15 protein-coding genes are annotated in these 16,638 nt (G+C 72.0%); 9 read left to right on the top strand and 6 right to left on the bottom strand.

The window, feature by feature from the left end:
• Nucleotides 1-297: 297 nt before the first annotated feature.
• Nucleotides 298-1,479, bottom strand: coding sequence for an MFS transporter (locus GCL84_RS09530; protein WP_197523128.1), 1,182 nt, complete (start codon nt 1,477-1,479; stop codon nt 298-300).
• A gap of 289 nt (nt 1,480-1,768) precedes the next feature.
• On the opposite strand from GCL84_RS09530, the gene acs reads away from it, so the two are divergent.
• A complete protein-coding gene (gene acs / locus GCL84_RS09525; RefSeq protein ID WP_156755034.1) occupies nt 1,769-3,748 on the top strand; it encodes an acetate--CoA ligase in 1,980 nt (659 codons plus the stop codon).
• A gap of 244 nt (nt 3,749-3,992) precedes the next feature.
• On the opposite strand, the gene GCL84_RS09520 is transcribed toward acs, so the two are convergent.
• The gene (locus tag GCL84_RS09520) at nt 3,993-4,733 is read right to left on the bottom strand and encodes a lysophospholipid acyltransferase family protein (protein ID WP_235926117.1); all 741 of its coding nucleotides are present in this window, start codon (nt 4,731-4,733) and stop codon (nt 3,993-3,995) included.
• A gap of 109 nt (nt 4,734-4,842) precedes the next feature.
• Here GCL84_RS09520 and nhaA point away from each other — a divergent pair, with 109 nt between their 5' ends.
• The 4 genes from nhaA (at nt 4,843) to aspS (ending at nt 9,128) form a co-directional block, all read left to right on the top strand.
• Nucleotides 4,843-5,991 carry a Na+/H+ antiporter NhaA gene (nhaA, locus tag GCL84_RS09515; protein WP_156755032.1) on the top strand — a complete coding sequence of 383 codons (1,149 nt, stop codon included), beginning with the start codon at nt 4,843-4,845 and terminating at the stop codon, nt 5,989-5,991.
• Nucleotides 5,992-6,055: 64 nt separating this feature from the next.
• A complete protein-coding gene (locus GCL84_RS09510; protein WP_156755031.1) occupies nt 6,056-6,556 on the top strand; it encodes a phage holin family protein in 501 nt (166 codons plus the stop codon).
• An 8-nt stretch (nt 6,557-6,564) separates the two neighbouring features.
• Nucleotides 6,565-7,485 (top strand): alpha/beta fold hydrolase, encoded by a 921-nt coding sequence (locus tag GCL84_RS09505; protein ID WP_235926116.1) that lies wholly within the window; start codon nt 6,565-6,567, stop codon nt 7,483-7,485.
• A gap of 395 nt (nt 7,486-7,880) precedes the next feature.
• Nucleotides 7,881-9,128 (top strand): aspartate--tRNA(Asn) ligase, encoded by a 1,248-nt coding sequence (gene aspS, locus GCL84_RS09500; RefSeq protein WP_197523127.1) that lies wholly within the window; start codon nt 7,881-7,883, stop codon nt 9,126-9,128.
• 18 nt (nt 9,129-9,146) lie between these two features.
• Here the strand turns inward: aspS and GCL84_RS09495 are convergent, their stop codons facing one another.
• Genes GCL84_RS09495 through nth form a run of 4 tightly spaced genes read right to left on the bottom strand, consistent with a single transcriptional unit; the run spans nt 9,147 to nt 12,408 of the window.
• A complete protein-coding gene (locus GCL84_RS09495) occupies nt 9,147-10,331 on the bottom strand; it encodes a MarP family serine protease (RefSeq protein ID WP_156755029.1) in 1,185 nt (394 codons plus the stop codon).
• On the bottom strand, nt 10,332-11,024 hold the full coding sequence (locus GCL84_RS09490; RefSeq protein ID WP_456236895.1) for an NUDIX hydrolase: 693 nt from the start codon (nt 11,022-11,024) through the stop codon (nt 10,332-10,334).
• Complete coding sequence (locus tag GCL84_RS09485; protein WP_156755027.1) at nt 11,021-11,620, bottom strand: TlpA family protein disulfide reductase; 600 nt, start codon at nt 11,618-11,620, stop codon at nt 11,021-11,023. Before GCL84_RS09485 ends, GCL84_RS09490 begins: the two co-directional genes overlap by 4 nt.
• Complete coding sequence (gene nth / locus GCL84_RS09480) at nt 11,617-12,408, bottom strand: endonuclease III (protein WP_235926115.1); 792 nt, start codon at nt 12,406-12,408, stop codon at nt 11,617-11,619. Before nth ends, GCL84_RS09485 begins: the two co-directional genes overlap by 4 nt.
• 112 nt (nt 12,409-12,520) lie before the next feature.
• Between nth and GCL84_RS09475 the strand changes: the two genes are divergently transcribed.
• The 4 genes from GCL84_RS09475 to dnaN all read left to right on the top strand — a co-directional run bounded on the left by GCL84_RS09475 (nt 12,521) and on the right by dnaN (nt 16,415).
• Nucleotides 12,521-12,778, top strand: a complete 258-nt coding sequence (locus tag GCL84_RS09475) for a hypothetical protein (protein WP_156755026.1) — start codon at nt 12,521-12,523, stop codon at nt 12,776-12,778.
• A 155-nt stretch (nt 12,779-12,933) separates the two neighbouring features.
• Entirely contained in the window at nt 12,934-13,608 is a 675-nt protein-coding gene (locus GCL84_RS09470; RefSeq protein WP_156755025.1) for a Crp/Fnr family transcriptional regulator, read from the top strand.
• Nucleotides 13,609-14,007: 399 nt separating this feature from the next.
• Nucleotides 14,008-15,243 carry an MFS transporter gene (locus GCL84_RS09465; protein ID WP_156755024.1) on the top strand — a complete coding sequence of 412 codons (1,236 nt, stop codon included), beginning with the start codon at nt 14,008-14,010 and terminating at the stop codon, nt 15,241-15,243.
• 68 nt (nt 15,244-15,311) lie between these two features.
• A complete protein-coding gene (dnaN, locus tag GCL84_RS09460; protein ID WP_156755023.1) occupies nt 15,312-16,415 on the top strand; it encodes a DNA polymerase III subunit beta in 1,104 nt (367 codons plus the stop codon).
• The last annotated feature ends 223 nt before the right edge of the window (nt 16,416-16,638 follow it).

Below are 16,638 nucleotides of genomic sequence, written 5' to 3'. Positions count from 1 at the left end.
GTCAGACTGGGCATTGTCCCCCTTTGCAACAGCCGGGACACTGGTTGCGACGTGCGGACATGATGCCCGTGCCGGGAAGCCCGGCCCCTGGTTGGAGGAAACGCCATGCGGAACCGCGAGTACTGATTCGCACCCCCCACCGGGGTGTTCTCGTCGACGATCCGAAAGGCAGAGCCCCCGAAAAGGAGGACACCGCCATGCGCAACCGCGAGTACTGAGCGACGGGTTCACAAGAGGCCGACCGACGCCGTGTGGGCGCTGCCCGCGCCCGCAGCCACCCGGTAGTGGAGTCGACGGTCATGCCAACGCCTCCCTGGGTGCCTCGGACCTCCCCTGGTGCCACACGAAGCCCGCTATGGCGCAGCCTACGGTGCCCACCGCGCCCGCCAGCGCGATCGCCAGCGCGGCAGACCCGAAGACCTCGGCCAGGACGCCCCCGACCAGGACGGTCAGCCCCTGGCCCGCCCGCAGGCCGGTCCGCACCATGCCCGTCGCCCGGCCGGTGACGGCGTCCGGGACCAGTTCGACGTAGGCCGACTTGGCGAGGATCTGGTAGGCCGCGCCGAGGCCGGAGACGGCGAGCAGCAGCGCGGCGAAGACCGGGTGGGGCTTGGTGGCGAAGAACACCATCGCGCCCAGGCAGACGATGGACAGCGGCGCGATGAGGGCGTTGCGGGAGGCCTTGGGCCGACTGGAGCGGCAGAAGATGTAGGCGCCGATCACCAGTCCCAGCGGGTCGGCGGCGAGGATCAGCCCGATCGTCCACGTCGGCGCGTTCAGCTCGTCGACCAGCGGCACGATCAACCCGTGCGGCATGACGGTCAGCGCGGCCAGCAGCGACAGCACCGCCACCGCCCGGCGGTGGCGGTCCGGCGGCAGCGCCGCGCGCGCGGACTGCGTCTTGGTGCGCGCGGGCGGGCGGGCCTTGAGGCCGAAGCGCAGCAGCAGAGCGGCGGCGACGAAGGTGACCGCGTCGAGGACCAGGGCGGGCGTGGTGCCCAGCAGGCCCACGACGGCGGCGGCGCCCGCGAGCCCGGCGAGCTGGCCGACCTCGCGCAGCGTGGTCAGCCGGGCCTGCCCGGCGGCGAGCTCGTCGTTGCCGAGGATGACCCGCGCCTGCGCGATCTGCGCGGCCTTGAACGGCGCCTGGGCGGCGGCCTCCAGCGCGACGCAGGCGGCGACCAGGGCGATCGGGGCCCCCGGTATGGCCATCACCGCCACCAGGACGGCCTGGCTCGCGGTGGCCACGACCATGACCTCGCGGCGCGGGAAGCGGTCGGCCAGGCCGGAGAGCAGCGGCCCGGCGACGATGTCCGGCAGGAAGGTCAGCGCGTAGGTCAGCGCGGTCAGCGCCGCCGACGCGGTCCGCTGGTAGACCAGCACGGAGATCGCGACCCTGGCGAGCTGGTCGCCCGCGACCGACTGCGCCTCGGCGATCCACAGCGCCCGGAACTCCGGCCCCTTGAGCGATGAAGCCACGCGCTCACCCCCCATCGGCCCCCTCGCCTCCCGTCGCTCGGGCCCGGCCACCGGCCGGGCGCCCACCCCGGCCACGGTAGGTCCCCACCAGGCTACTTTCCGGTGGTTGTGATGAGCACAGCCGAACGGAGCAGGCGGGCCCCCGATCGGACGAACCACGACAGCCGTCTGCATTGGTATAGACCAACGGGTCGCTGGGGTGTCGCCACGTCGGCGATCTGACTAGATTCGGTGGTGACCGGCCCGCGCCCGCCACGAACGCCGGACACCCACCGAGGAGGTCGAGTCCATGACCGAGCAGTCCGCTCCGAGCGCCGCACTGGACAACCTGTCGACGGAGAGCCGGGTGTTCCCGCCCTCGTCGCGGTTCACCGACGCGGCGAACGTCCAAGAGGGCGCGTACGCCGAGGCGGAGGCCGATCGCGAGGCGTTCTGGGCCACCCAGGCGCGGCGGCTCACCTGGGACACCGAGTGGTCGCGGGTGCTGGACTGGTCCGGGGCCCCGTTCGCGAAGTGGTTCGTCGGCGGCAAGCTCAACGTCTCGGTGAACTGCGTCGACCGGCACGTCGAGGCGGGCAACGGCGAGCGGGTCGCGATCCACTGGGTCGGCGAGCCGGGCGACGAGCGGACCATCACCTACGCCGACCTCAAGCGCGAGGTGTCCAAGACGGCCAACGCGCTGGCCTCGCTCGGCCTCGTCGCGGGCGACCGGGTGGCCATCCAGATGCCGATGGTCCCCGAGGCCGTCTTCGCCATGCTCGCCTGCGCCCGGCTGGGCCTGGTGCACTCGGTCGTGTTCGGCGGGTTCTCCTCGACCGCGCTGCGCTCGCGCATCGACGACGCCCAGGCCAGGGTGCTGATCACCGCGGACGGCCAGTACCGCCGGGGCAAGCCCGCGCCGATGAAGGACAACACCGACGAGGCCACCGCGCACACCCCGTCCATCGAGCACGTCGTCGTCGTGCGCCGCACGGGCATCGACGTGCAGTGGACCGAGGGGCGCGACCTGTGGTGGGACGACCTGGTCGACGAGCAGTCAGCCGAGCACCAGCCGGAGGCGTTCGACGCCGAGCACCCGCTGTTCATCCTCTACACCTCGGGCACCACGGGGAACCCCAAGGGCATCCAGCACACCTCGGGCGGCTACCTGACCCAGGCGGCGTACACCCACCACGCGGTGTTCGACCTCAAGCCCGAGTCCGACGTCTACTGGTGCACCGCCGACATCGGCTGGATCACCGGGCACACCTACATCGTCTACGGCCCGCTGGCCAACGGCGCGACCCAGGTCGTCTACGAGGGCACCCCGAACACGCCGCACGAGGGGCGGCACTGGGAGATCGTGCAGCGGCACAAGGTCACCATCTACTACACCGCGCCCACGCTGATCCGCACGTTCATGAAGTGGGGCGCGGAGATCCCGGCCAAGTACGACCTGTCGTCGCTGCGCGTGCTCGGCTCGGTCGGCGAGCCGATCAACCCCGAGGCGTGGGTCTGGTACCGGGAGAACATCGGCGCGGGCTCCGCGCCGGTCGTCGACACCTGGTGGCAGACCGAGACGGGCGCGATCATGATCAGCCCGCTGCCCGGGGTGACCAAGACCAAGCCGGGCTCGGCGCAGCGGGCACTGCCGGGCATCAGCGCCAAGGTCGTCGACGACGAGGGCAACGAGGTCGCGCACGGCTCCGGCGGCTACCTCGTGCTGGACAAGCCGTGGCCGTCGATGCTGCGCGGCATCTGGGGCGACCCCGACCGCTTCCGCGACACCTACTGGTCGCGCTACGCCGACCAGGGCTTCTACTTCGCGGGCGACGGCGCCAAGTACGACAACGACGGCGACGTGTGGCTGCTGGGCCGGGTGGACGACGTCATGAACGTCTCCGGGCACCGCATCTCCACCACCGAGGTCGAGTCGGCCCTGGTGTCGCACCCGACCGTGGCGGAGGCGGCCGTGGTCGGCGCGGCCGACGAGACGACCGGCCAGGGCATCGTCGCGTTCGTCATCCTGCGCGGCAGCGCCACCTCGGACGACTCCACGGTCAAGACCCTGCGCGACCACGTGGCGGTGGAGATCGGCCCGATCGCCAAGCCGCGCCAGGTCCTGGTGGTCAACGAGCTGCCCAAGACCCGCTCGGGCAAGATCATGCGCCGCCTGCTGCGCGACATCGCCGAGAACCGCGAGGTCGGCGACACCAGCACGCTCGCCGACTCCACGGTGATGGAGCTGATCTCCTCCGGCCTCAAGGACAGCGCCAAGTCCGAGGACTGAACCCGTTCGCAGCGAGGCCCCGGGGACTTGGGTCCTCGGGGCCTCGCTGTGCGCTGGGCGATTGATTTGACGGCCGGGAACACGCCCAGGAAACCGCCGCGGAATCATCCACAGGCAAGATCCACTTCGGGGTGGCACAGAGCCTCGGCCGGTAGAATGGGCATCGGGACGCCCCCAGTGGTGTGGCGGGGTTTGTGTCGCGCGGGGTGGGCGCGAACGGGATCGAGGTGGGCGGGCCGGTGGGTCAGCGTTGGGGTGGCTGCTCGTCGCGCAGGTCGGCGAGGAGGGTCGTGATGGCGTGCATGATCCGCTTGGTGGCCTCGTCGAGCAGGGCGCGGTCGATCTGCTCCGGGTCGGCGGGGACGAGGTCGGAGAGGTCGACGGGCTCGGCGGCGACGATGTCCACCGTGACGCGGGGGAACAGGCGGGGGAAGCGGGCCTCCTCCGGCAGCATGAGGTGGGTCCCCCAGTTCACGACGGGCACGACCGGCGCCCCGGTCTCCAGCGCGACGCGGGCGATGCCGTTCTTGACCTTCTCCGAGGGCCAGAAGTCCTGGTTGTCGGAGAAGCCCGCCTCGGGGAAGAAGGCGACGCACTCGCCGCGGCGGACCGCGTCGACAGCGCCCGCGAAGGCGTCGCGGGCGCGGGCGGTGTTGCGCTCGACGGCGATGTGCCCGCCGCCGGAGACGACCTTGCCGATCACCGGGATGGTCCACAGGTCCGCGCGGGCCAGGTAGCGCGGGATGCGGCCGCGCGACAGCGCGAACGCCGTCACGGTGACCGGGTCGGCGTAGGAGAGGTGGTTCGAGGCGAGCAGCAGCGGGCCCGGCGGCAACGTGCCGCGGAAGCGGAGCCTGGCGCTGAGGGCCATCAGCGGCCAGAGCACGTCGATGGCGAAGCTGTACCAGAACCCGCGGCCTCGCCGGGGCACGCGGAACATGGTGGTCAGCGCACGCCAGAGGCTCATCGGCGGTTCGTCTCTCACGCCCCCATCTTCTCCCCGGACGGCCGTAAAGCGGTAAACCCCCTGGTAAAGTGCTGTGCGGTGGGCAAAGGGGCCTGGCAGTCGTAGTCGACGATGCCTGGGAGCTGATTTGACCACCCCTTTCGCCCGGTACCTGCGCACCGAGACCGTCGGCGGCGCCGTCCTGCTGGTCGTCACCGCGGTCGCGCTGGTCTGGGCGAACTCCCCCTGGGCGGGCAGCTACACCGGAATCCGCGACCACGAGCTGGTGGGCCTGTCCGTGGGCGACTGGGCCAAGGACGGTCTGCTCGCTGTCTTCTTCTTCGTCGCCGGCCTGGAGCTCAAGCGCGAACTGGTCGTGGGCGAGCTGTCGCGGTTCAAGGCGGCGATCCTGCCTGTCATCGCCGCTTTCGGGGGTATGGCCGTCCCGGCGGTGGTAGCGCTGTCGGTGGCGTGGGGCGACCCACGCGCGGGGGACGTCTGGGCGATCCCGATGGCCACGGACATCGCGTTCGCGCTCGGAGTCCTCGCGATCGTCGGCTCTGGGCTGCCCAGCGGGCTGCGGGTGTTCCTGCTCAGCCTGGCCGTGGTGGACGACCTCGGCGCGATCTTGGTCATCGCCGTGCTGTTCACCGCGACGTTCGACCTGCTGTGGTTCGGTGCCGCGCTGCTGCTGCTGGCGGCGTACTGGCTCTTGCAGCACCGCAGGGTCCGCACCCCGCTGCTCTACGTCCCGCTCGCGGGGGCGGTGTGGTTCGCGGTCCACGAGTCAGGTGTCCACGCCACCATCGCCGGTGTCGCGCTGGGGCTGCTGACCAGGGTGCGGCGCGACCCGGGTGAGGCGGAGTCGCCGAGCGAGCGGCTCGAGCACCGGCTGCAACCGTGGTCGGCCGGGCTCGCCGTGCCGTTGTTCGCGCTGTTCGCCGCCGGGGTCCCGGTGGGTGGCGACGCCCTGAGCGCGCTGTTCGCCGACCGGGCGGCGCTCGCGATCGGCGCCGGGCTGCTGGTCGGCAAGGTCCTCGGCATCACCGGGGCGACGCTGCTGGCGGTGCGGCTGCGGGTGGCGGAGCTGCCCGCGGGCCTGGGCCGCCGCGACCTGGCCGCGGTCGGGGTGCTCGGCGGCGTCGGGTTCACCGTCAGCCTGCTCATCGCCGATCTGGCGCTGAGCGGGCCGGACGCGGAGCTGGCCAAGGCGGCGGTGCTGCTGGCCTCCGGGACGGCCGCGCTCGTCGCCGCGGCGCTGTTGATCCGGCGCGGCAAGGCGCACCGGGTGGATTGATCTGTCGACGACAAGAAACACGCGGGGGCCGCCCGCCCGGTAGCGCGGGCGCGGACATGGCACGATGACGCAGGTGACCAGCGCGCACGGAAACGCAGGCGGGGACCGCGACGGCTCGGGACTGCCGCCCGTCCCCTCGATCCCCCTCTCCGACGACTACGCCAGGGCGGGGTTGGCCGACCAGTCCATCGGGACCCTGGTCAAGGACGCGACAGGGCACCTGTCGACCTTGGTCAGAGCCGAGGTCGAGCTGGCGAAGTCGGAGGTCACCAAGGAGGTCAAGAAGGGCCTCAAGGGGTCGATCTTCTTCATCGTCGCCCTGGTGGTGGTGCTCTACAGCTCGTTCTTCCTGTTCTTCGCGCTGGCCGAGCTGCTCGCCGACCTCGGCGTCGTCCGCTCCGGCGCGTTCGGCATCGTCTTCGGGCTGATGCTGGTCACCGCGGGCCTGTTCGCCTTCCTCGGGCTGCGCAAGGTCAAGGCCATCCGCGCCCCCCAGCGCACCATCGACTCGGTCAAGGACACCGCCGCCGCGTTCTCGCGCCGCGGCGACGAGCACTCCGACTGACGGCCGCCGTGCCGCCCGACCCGTCGTCGGTCCGCGTGGCCGGGCCGTGGGCGCACCGCGACGTGCACGCCAACGGCATCCGGCTGCACGTCGCCGAGGCCGGGTCGGGTCCGCTGGTGCTGCTGCTGCACGGGTTCGCCCAGTTCTGGTGGACGTGGCGCCACCAGTTGCCCGCCCTGGCCGACGCCGGGTACCGGGCGGTGGCGGTGGACCTGCGCGGCTACGGCGACTCCGACAAGCCCCCGCGCGGTTACGACGCCTGGACGCTGGCAGGCGACGTGGCCGGGCTGGTCCGCTCCCTCGGTGAGCCGCGCGCGCACTTGGTCGGGCACGGGTGGGGTGGTCTGCTGGGCTGGTCGGTGGCCGCGCTGCACCCCAGGGTCACCCGGTCCGTCACGGCCATCGGCGCCCCGCACCCGCTCGTGCTGCGCGACCAGATCCGCCGCACCGCGCTGCGCGGGCGCTCCCGCAACCAGGCCTTCGCGCTGGGCCACGTGTTCCGGGCGCAGGTCCCGGTGCTGCCGGAGCGGTGGCTGGTCCGCGAGCGCGGCGCGGTCGTCGAGACCATGATCCGGTCCTGGTCGGGGCCGCGCTGGCAGACCTCGGCGGACTTCGTCGAGTCGGTGAGCCGCTGCCGGGACGCCGCGCTGGTCCCCGGCGCCGCGCACTGCTCGATGGAGTACTACCGCTGGGCCGCCCGCTCCCAGTTGCGCAACGAGGGCCGCCGCTACACCGAGGCGATGAGCAAGGACATCACCACCCCGTTGCAACAGCTCTACGGCGCGGACGACCCGCTCATCCTCAAGCGCACCCGCGACGCCTCTCGCGGTGGACAGCGCCACGACATCCCCGGTGCGGGTCATTTCCCCCACGAAGAGACCCCGGACAGCGTCAACACCCTTCTCACCGAGTTCCTCGCCCGAAACTGACGCGCGGACCGACAGCCCGTCTCGCTACCCTTCTCCGCAACGCGAAGAAGGAGACAAGTAGCCAGGGGAGCCCGCGAGCCGGAGAGAGCCGCCGTCGGCTGGGAGGCGGCCTCGCGCCCCATGGTGAAGACACTCCTGAGCGCGGGGAGGAACGGCGGTCGCAGTCGGTGGCCCGCCCCATGCCCTGCCGGTTGGCCCGCGTAACGGGCCTGAACGAGGCCGCCCCTGGCGGTGAAAGTGCGGTGGCACCGCGAGCACCCTTCTCGCCCGCACTCCCAAGGGATCAGCGTCCACATCTCTCAACCGCTCCCCCGCCCAACCGGCAGCCGTCCTGCCACGCCGGGAACCGTGCCGGGTGGGGACGAGGGGGCGGGTGGGAGAAGGAAGCAGTGGTGATGATCTCACGTTCTCTTGCCGTCGACCTGCCTTCGCACGTCGGCGAGCCCGTTCGCATCGCCGGCTGGGTCCAGCGCAGGCGGCAGTTGAAGTCCGTGACATTCCTGGTCGTGCGCGACCGGTCCGGCCTGGCCCAGGTGGTCCTGCCCCCGGAGGCGGACGCGCCGGGCGAGGAGTCGGTGGTCGAAGTCCTCGGCGTCGCGACGGCCAACCCGCAGGCGCCTGGTGGGGTCGAGGTGGCCGAGGCGCGCGTCGAGGTGCTCGCCGAGGCCCAGCCCCCGCCGTTCGACCTGTACCGGCCGACGCTGCCGGTCGGCCTGCCGGTGCTGCTCGACCACGCCCCCGTGGCCCTGCGGCACCCGGAGCTGCGGCGCCGGTTCGCGGTGGCGGCGGCGAGCGTGGCCGGGTTCCGGTCCGTGCTGGACGGGCTGGGCTTCACCGAGACGCACACGCCCAAGCTGGTCGGCACGGCCACCGAGTCCGGCGCCAACGTCTTCGACGTGGACTTCTTCGGTCGCCGCGCCCACCTGGCCCAGTCGCCGCAGCTCTACAAGCAAACGCTTGTCGGCGTGTTCGAACGGGTCTACGAGGTCGGTCCGGTGTTCCGCGCCGAACCGCACGACACGACCCGGCACCTCGCGCAGTACACGAGCCTGGACGCCGAACTCGGCTTCATCCGCGACCACCGCGACGTCATGGTCCTGCTGACGCAGGTGATCGCGGGGATGCTCGCAGCGGCGTCTGAGCTGACCGAGGTGCCGATATCACCGCCGGAGATCCCGGCCGTGCATTTCCTGGAAGCCCAAGAGCTGCTGGCGGAGCACACAGACGAAGACCCGCGTGGGGAGCCCGACCTCGCCCCCGCGCATGAGCGGTGGCTGTCCGAGTGGGCCCTCCGGGAACACGGCTCGGACTTCCTCTTCGTCACCGGCTACCCAATGAGCAAGAGGCCGTTCTACACCCATCCCGACCCCGAGCGGCCAGACAGCTCCAACAGCTTCGACCTGCTCTTCCGGGGCGTGGAGCTGGTGACAGGCGGACAGCGGCTGCACCGCCACGCCGACTACCTGGCCGTGCTGGACGACCCGGAGCCGTACGCCTCCTACTTGGAGGCGTTCGCGCACGGGATGCCCCCGCACGGTGGTTTCGCCATTGGGCTGGAGCGGTGGACGGCCCGGCTGCTGGGGTTGCGCAACGTCAGGGAGACGACCCTGTTCCCGCGCGACCTCAACCGCCTCGCCCCCTGATGGGGCGGGCGGGCCCCGTCAGGTCGCGCAGCGGCCGGTGCCGACCGGCTGGGTCAGCGACGGGGCCTGCCCGACCTCCTCGCGCACCTCGGCGGCGGTGAGGGCGAAACCGGTCTCGGAGTTGTCCACAGCGGCGCCGAACACCACCCCGATCACCCGGCCCTGCGTGTCGACCAGCGGGCCACCGGAGTTGCCGCTGAGCACCTTGGCGCGCAGCGTGAACACGTCGCGGTTGACCGTGGCGGCGTCGTAGATGTCCGGTCCGCGCAGCGGGATGCGGTCGCGCACCCGGGCGGGCGAGGAGGTGTAGGGGCCGTCGAGCGGGTAGCCCAGGACGATGCCGTCCTGGCCGCTGACGGCGTCACCGGGGGCGAACGGCAGCGGCTCGGCGGACAGGCCGGGCACGGACAGGACCGCGACATCGGTCGCCGGGTCGTAGAGCACGACCCGGGCCCGCAGCGACCGGCCCTGCGACTCCACGGCCACCTCGTCGGTGCCCGCGACCACGTGCGCGTTGGTCATCACCCGCTGCGGGGCGATGACGAACCCGCTGCCCTCCAGCGCCCGCTCGCAGGAGGGGGCCCGGGCGTTGATCTTGAGCACGCTGCCGCGCACCCGCTGCACGACGTCGCTGGCCTGCAGCGCCGGGTCCGGCGGGTCGACCTCCTTGTTCGGCGTGCGGTTGAACGGGTCGACCGCGGCCGGGAAGCCGGAGACGTCGAGCAGCTCGCGCAGCTCGTTGGGCAGGCCGCGGGCGGCCTGCGGCATCACCTCGTTGACCCCGCCGAGGATCGTCGAGTTGTTGATCGCCGAGGCCAGGCCGGGCAGACCGCCGACCGAGGTCAGCGGCAGCGCGATCAGCCAGGAGACCACGAACACGACGGCGCCCTGCACCACCGCGCCCAGCGCGCTGTCCACCCCGGCCAGCCGCGGCGAGTCGATCTTCTGCCGGACGGTGCGGCCGATCCACACCCCGAACGTCTCGCCCAGCGCCACGAGCAGCACGAACACCGCCACCGCGAAGGCCACCCTGGTCGGCGTCGAGTCGATCTGCGCCACCACCAGCGGGGCGACCTTGATCCCGGCGATCGCGCCGAGCAGCACCCCCAGGAAAGCGGGCAGCGCGGTGATCACCCCCTGGCGCGCGCCGGACACCGCGGCCAGCACCGCGAGCGCGACGACGAGGACGTCGACCCAGTTCACTCAGACCTCCGCGCCTCGGGACCCGACGGAGCGCCACGCCGCGGCGAGGTCGCGCACGTCGGAGGCGTCCCAGGGGCGGTCCCACCCGGCGGTGGACAAGACCATGGTCAACAGCCCGGCGGTGAAGCCCCACACCAGCATGCCCGGTGCGGCGAACGCGGGCCCGACGAACCCCGACGGGTGGCTGACCCGGAAGCGGTTGGCCGGGTCGACGAGGTGCGACACGGGGACGCGGGCCACCGCCTGCGACTCCGCCTGGTCGACCGCGCGGACCGGGCTCGGCTCGCGCCACCAGCCCAGCACCGGGGTCACCTGGAAGCCGGACACCGGGACGAACAGCGGCGGCAGCGTGGCCACCGGGACGACGCCGCCCGGGTCGAGCCCGGTCTCCTCCACCGCCTCGCGCAGCGCCGTGCCGACCGGTCCGCCATCCCCCGGGTCGGCCGAACCGCCGGGGAAGGCGACCTGGCCGGAGTGGCTGCCACCGGTCTCGGCGCGGAGCTGGAACAGCAGGTCAGGGCCGTGCTCGGGGTCCTCGCCGAGCAGGATCAGCACGGCGGCCTCCCTCGGCTCCCCGCTCGGCTCGGAGAAGCGGCGCCACACCTCGGCGTCCAGCTCAGCGGTCGCGGCCACCAACGGGGCCAGCCAGTCGGGCAGCGTCGCCGGGTCGACCAGCGGTCCGTGCGTCATCATTCCCCTCCGAAGCGCGCCACCGCGGCGCGGACTTCCTCCACTGTGCGCAACAACCGGGGCTGGGTCACGAACCGGGCCACACCCCCGGCGGAGATCACATACGAGGCGGGCAGCGCGTCGGGGACCTTGAGCGCCTTGGCCACGCGGCCGTCGTCGTCGTAGAGCGCGGGCAGCCGCACGTCGATCGCGGACAGCAGGTCCAGGGCGTCGGCCTCGGGGCTCTGGACCGTCAGCGCGACCACCGGGACCGCGCCCTCGCTCGCGGCGTACTCGGCCAGCACCGGCAGCTCCTCGCGGCACGGGACGCACCACGTCGCCCAGACGTTGACCAGCACCGGCCCGCCGCCCAGCGCCGCCGCAGCGTCGACGGGCCGCCCGGTGCCCAGGCAGGTCGTCTGGATCGAGGCCAGCTCAGCGGGTCCGCCCCCGGCGTCGGCGCACGGCTCCAGCGCGGCCTTGGCGCGCGCCGCGTCGAGGTCGGGGGTGGGGACCGCGGGCCGGGACGCGGGCGCGTCCTCGCCGGGGGGCCACACCGCCACCGCCCCGGCGACCAGCAGGATCACCGCGACCAGGGCCCAGCGCAGCCGAGGGCTCACGCGCCGGTCTTCCCCGGCTTGTAGCCCCCGCGCACCTTCTCGGCCAACCGCAGCAGGTGCGGGGCCTCGTCACCCTTTACCAGCTTGGCCGCCTTGTCCGGCTCGGTCGGGCCCTCGCCGAACGACGGGCACTCCGGGGCGATGAAGCACGCGCCGCAGGCGGGCTTCTTGGCGTGGCAGACGCGCCTGCCGTGGAAGATGATCCAGTGCGAGGCCATCGTCCAGTCCTTGCGCGGGATCAGCGCGCCGACGGCGTGCTCGACCTTGACCGGGTCCTCCAGGTCGGTCCACTTCCACCGGCGGACCAGCCTGCCGAAGTGCGTGTCGACGGTGATGCCGGGGATGTCGAAGGCGTTGCCGAGGATGACGTTGGCGGTCTTGCGGCCGATGCCGGGCAGCTTCACCAGCTCGTCGAGGGTGCCGGGCAGGACACCGGCGTGCTTGTCGACCAGGGCGGCGCCGAGGTTGAGCAGGGAGCTGGTCTTGTTCCGGTAGAACCCCGTCGGTCGGATCAGCTCCTCCACCTCCACGCGGTCCGCGCCCGCGTAGTCAGCGGCGGTCTTGTACTTCGCGAAGAGGGCGGGGGTGGTCTCGTTGACCTTCTTGTCAGTGCATTGCGCCGACAGGATCGTGGCGACGGCGAGTTCCAGCGGCGTGGTGAAATCCAGCTCGCAGTGGGCGTCCGGGTAGCCCTCGGCCAGCGCGCGCACGGTGCGCCGGGCGCGGCGGGTGAGGGAGAGCTCGGACTCGCCGTCCGACGGGACCGGGCGTCGGGTGGTGGGAGGCACCTCGATAGCCTACGGGCCGACCGACAACCCGAGATGTGCACCAGACGTCTCTCGAGGAGACCACCCCGACCGGTCGACCCGGTCGCGAGATCGAGCGAGGATCGACGACGCCATGGCTGTCTGGTTCGTGTTCGCGGTACCGATTGTCATCATGTTCTTCGCGCTGATCATGGAACGCGTCGAGGCCAGGCTGCGCCACGCGTCGAGCTCGGTGCAGGAGACCGACGTCGAGGAGTTCCTGGAGCAGGCCAGGCCAGACGAGGTCCGGGCGCTGTACGGCCACGGCATCGGCCGGGCCCTGGAACTGTTCCGCCTGCGCCGCCTGGGCGGGCGGGCCGCGAAACTGCGCGGTCGCCGGGGCCGGGGGTAGAGCGCTAAGGTTCACCGGTTGGGGCGGTGACCTGCGCCGGAAGTTTGTTACCGGTCAGTCGGCGCGCCCTCGGGTGCAGACCCGGGGAACCCCTACACTGTCGGTAGTGATCGGTGGCGCAACCTTGGCCACCGGGTGGAAACAGGAGGACCGAGGTGGATGAGACCCTGGCCCGTGCGGGCATCTTCCAAGGGGTCGAGCCGGCCGCGGCCGAAGCGCTCGCTCAGACATTGGAGTCGGTCGAGTTCCCGCGAGGACACGTGATCTTCGCGGAGGGCGAGCCCGGCGACCGGCTGTACATCATCCAGTCCGGCAAGGTGAAGCTCGGCCGCAAGTCGCCGGACGGCAGGGAGAACCTGCTGGGGATCTTCGGCCCGTCGGACATGTTCGGTGAGCTGTCCATCTTCGACCCAGGACCGCGCACGTCAACGGCGACCACGGTCACCGAGGTCCGCGCGGTCACGATGGACCGGCCCGCGCTGCGGCAGTGGATCGGCAACCGCCCGGAGATCGCCGAGCAGTTGCTGCGGGTCATCGCCCGCAGGCTGCGCCGGACCAACGGCATGTTGGCCGATCTGATCTTCACGGACGTGCCCGGCCGCGTGGCCAAGGCGCTGCTGCAGCTCGCACAGCGCTTCGGCTCCCAGGAGGCGGGCCTGCTGCGGGTCACCCACGACCTGACGCAGGAGGAGATCGCCCAGTACGTCGGGGCCTCCCGCGAGACCGTGAACAAGGCGCTGGCCGACTTCGCGCACCGCGGCTGGCTGCGGCTCGAGGGCAAGAGCGTGCTGATCCTGGACCCGGAGCGGCTGGCGCGACGCGCCCGGTAGGCGTTCACTCTTTCGCGTGCGACTCCGGGCTGGCGCAGCTCGAACAACTCAAGACGTGCCCGAGACATGACGAGAGGTCGGTCGCCGCCCCCGACGCGGCGTACCGACCTCTCGTCGTGCGTGGGACATCCCCCGACGGCCCACGCTCCCCGCCCCTCCGACCAGGCCCCGAACCTTCCGCCGGAGGGAACCTCTAGGTGTGCGAGGGTCACAAGAACCCTCGCCTCGATCTCGAGCCTCTTCTCTCAAGACTCGCCGAGGCTGCGTTTCGTTGCCCGGTTCCAGAGAGATCCGGACAGCTGTTACACAACTGAGACTTACCCCACTTTAACGCTATTCAAACACCGCAGGCTGGGAATCGATTTGGTACGGCAGTACCACATTGACATACTGGTACGCATGTCCCACTCCGCTGGCCTCGCCGACTACCGCGCTGCCCTGACCACCCCGGGGGCCCGCGGCCCCGTCCTGACGTCGCTGCTGGCCAGGCTGCCGGTGGCGATGATCGGGCTGGCGATGCTGTTCTACGTCCAGCGGGCGACCGGCTCGTTCGCCACGGCCGGCCTGGTCTCCGCCGCCGCCCTGGTCGGTGTCGCGGTCGGATCGGTTCTGCAGGGCCGGATCATCGACCGGGTGGGGCCGACGTGGCCGCTGCTGATCACCACCGCGCTGTTCAGCGCGATGATCGTGACCGCGGTCCTGTGCGTGGAGAACGCCGCGGCGGCGCCGGTGCTGATCGCCGTCGGGTTCGGGGTCGGCTTGACCGAACCCATGATCGGCTCGGCCTCCCGGGCCATGTGGACCTACCTGGTGCCCGCGGGCCCGGTGCGCAACGCCGCCTACGCCTACGAGGCGATCAGCATGGAGGTCTTCTTCATCCTCGGCCCGGCGATGTCCGGCCTGCTGGTCGCCGCGCCGTGGGGCGGGACCGGCGTGGTCGCGGGCGCGGTCTGCATGATCACCGGCGCCGTCGGGTTCGCGCTGACGCCGACCATCCGGGCGCGCAGGCCGGAGCGGGGCGCGCCCGCGGGCAAGCTCCTGGGCATGATCGCCCGCCCCGGGGTGCAGACGGTGGCCCTCGCCTCCTTCGGCTTCGGCGTGACCATCGGGTTCATCGAGGTGGCCGCCCCCGCGGCGGCGACCGCGGCCGGGCACGCCCCGGTCGGTGGGCTGCTGCTGGGCCTGTGGTCGATCAGCTCGGTGGCGTTCGGCCTGCTCTACGGGGTGCGCCCGTGGCCGCGGCCGATGGCGCTGCGGCTGCCGGTGCTGCTGGGCGGGTTCGCGCTGCTGGTGGCCCTGCTGGCCATCCCGACCTCGCTCATCGGCCTGGGCGTGGCGATGTTCGTCGCGGGCACGCTGGTGACCCCGCAGGCCACCGCGCACTCGGCGGCCATCGACCAGGTCGCCCCGCCCAGCGGCGCCACGGAGGCGTTCGCCTGGGTGATCACGGCGGTGACGCTGGGGCTGGCGCTGGGCCAGTCGGTCAGCGGGCAGCTCGTCGAGCACGTCAGCATCTGGTCGGCGTACCTGGTCGGCGCGGTGGCCGGGGTGCTGATCGCGGGGCTGGTGTACCTGCGCCGGTCGACCATCCCGGAGCCGAGCCCGGCCGCCGACGAGGTCGCGCTGGCCGCCTGACCTGGGGTTTTCCCCGGCCTGTGGACAACTGTTCGACGATGTCGGTGCTCGCCGCTACCTTTCGCCACATGGATCTGACAGCCACCACCGCCCACCTGGCCGCGGCCTCGGCCGACCTGGTGCGCCTCGTGCCAGCCAAGCTGGTCGACCCGGTGCTCGCGGGCGTCGTGCTGACCGCCGCGCCCGCGGGCCTGACGCTGTCGGCGACCGACCGCGAACGGTCCGCGTCCGTCGAGAGCCCGGCCATCGTGCACACCGAGGGCCGGGTCCTCGTCCCGGCCAAGCCCCTGGCCGAGACCCTGCGCGCCCTCGGCGACGACCGCGTCCGCCTGGTCGTCGAGGGCTCCCGGCTCGCCATCCGCACCGACACCGCCCGCTTCGCCCTGCCCCTGCTGGACATCGACCTGCACCCGGGCGTCCCCGCCAACCAGGAGACCGCGCACGGCACCGTCTCCGGCGCCCACCTGGCCGAGGCCCTGGCCACCGTCGCGGGCACCGCCTCCCGCGACGACGCCCTCCCGCTGTTCACCGGCGTCCGGGTCCGGGCAGAGGGCCGCGAGCTGGTCCTGCGCGCCACCGACCGGTACCGGATGGCCATCGCCACCATCCCGTGGACCCCGGCGGGCGAGACCGACCTCGACGCCCTGGTCCCCGCCGCGCTGCTGCAGGAGATCGGCAAGCAGGTCGCCGCCGAACCCGCCGTCGAGCTGCGCACCTCGGCCAACTCCTTCACCGCCACCTGGCCGCATTCCACAGCCACCACCGCGGTCCTGGACGGCACCTTCGTCAGCGAGGCCAACATCGTCCTGTCCAAGGTCGACACAACCGTCGAAACCGACGCGGACGCGCTCTCCGCCGCCGCCCGTCGGGTAGCGCTGCACACCAACCCCCGCGGCGTCGTCACCCTCGAGGTCGGCGACACCCACCTCAAGGTCCGCACCACCCCCGACGCTGAGGGAGAAGCAGAAGAACACCTCAAAGCCACCCCCACCGGCGGCCGGACCAGCCCCTCCTACCAATCCCGCTACCTCGTCGACGCCCTCCGCCCCTTCGCGGGCGGCCCGGTCACCCTCGCCATCCAGCCCGGGATGCGCGCCACCATCCTGACCACACCGGAACCGGGGGAGGTGAAGATCACCTACATCCTCGTCCCCATCCGCCCGCAGAGCTGACGGGCAACCGGCCACGCGACACGACGCTGCTTGACAACTCCACAGTGGACAACACCGCCCCGGAATTCTCCGCAGATATTTCTCATTGACGACGCTGGCCTTAGCGGATAATTCCACTTGAAGTCCAGTAATTCACACTATCCAGTGAACAAGTGGATCTTTCGACCGGACAGGCGCGACCTTCGACATCATGGGAACCGCTGACAGCGGACAACGGCGTGAT

This window comes from Actinokineospora pegani (assembly GCF_009745975.1).
GTDB lineage: Bacteria > Actinomycetota > Actinomycetes > Mycobacteriales > Pseudonocardiaceae > Actinokineospora > Actinokineospora pegani.
The sequence above is the reverse complement of the archived record's forward strand: the minus strand, read 5'-3'. Positions and strand labels throughout refer to the sequence as shown.

Excerpts from the sequence above, each read along its gene's own strand:
- GCL84_RS09475 (WP_156755026.1), top strand. The coding sequence starts at position 12,521 with ATGGCTGTCTGGTTCGTGTTCGCGGTACCGATTGTCATCATGTTCTTC.
- acs (WP_156755034.1), top strand. The coding sequence starts at position 1,769 with ATGACCGAGCAGTCCGCTCCGAGCGCCGCACTGGACAACCTGTCGACG.
- dnaN (WP_156755023.1), top strand. The coding sequence starts at position 15,312 with ATGGATCTGACAGCCACCACCGCCCACCTGGCCGCGGCCTCGGCCGAC.
- GCL84_RS09465 (WP_156755024.1), top strand. The coding sequence starts at position 14,008 with ATGTCCCACTCCGCTGGCCTCGCCGACTACCGCGCTGCCCTGACCACC.
- aspS (WP_197523127.1), top strand. The coding sequence starts at position 7,881 with ATGATCTCACGTTCTCTTGCCGTCGACCTGCCTTCGCACGTCGGCGAG.
- GCL84_RS09510 (WP_156755031.1), top strand. The coding sequence starts at position 6,056 with ATGACGCAGGTGACCAGCGCGCACGGAAACGCAGGCGGGGACCGCGAC.
- GCL84_RS09490 (WP_456236895.1), bottom strand. The coding sequence starts at position 11,024 with ATGATGACGCACGGACCGCTGGTCGACCCGGCGACGCTGCCCGACTGG.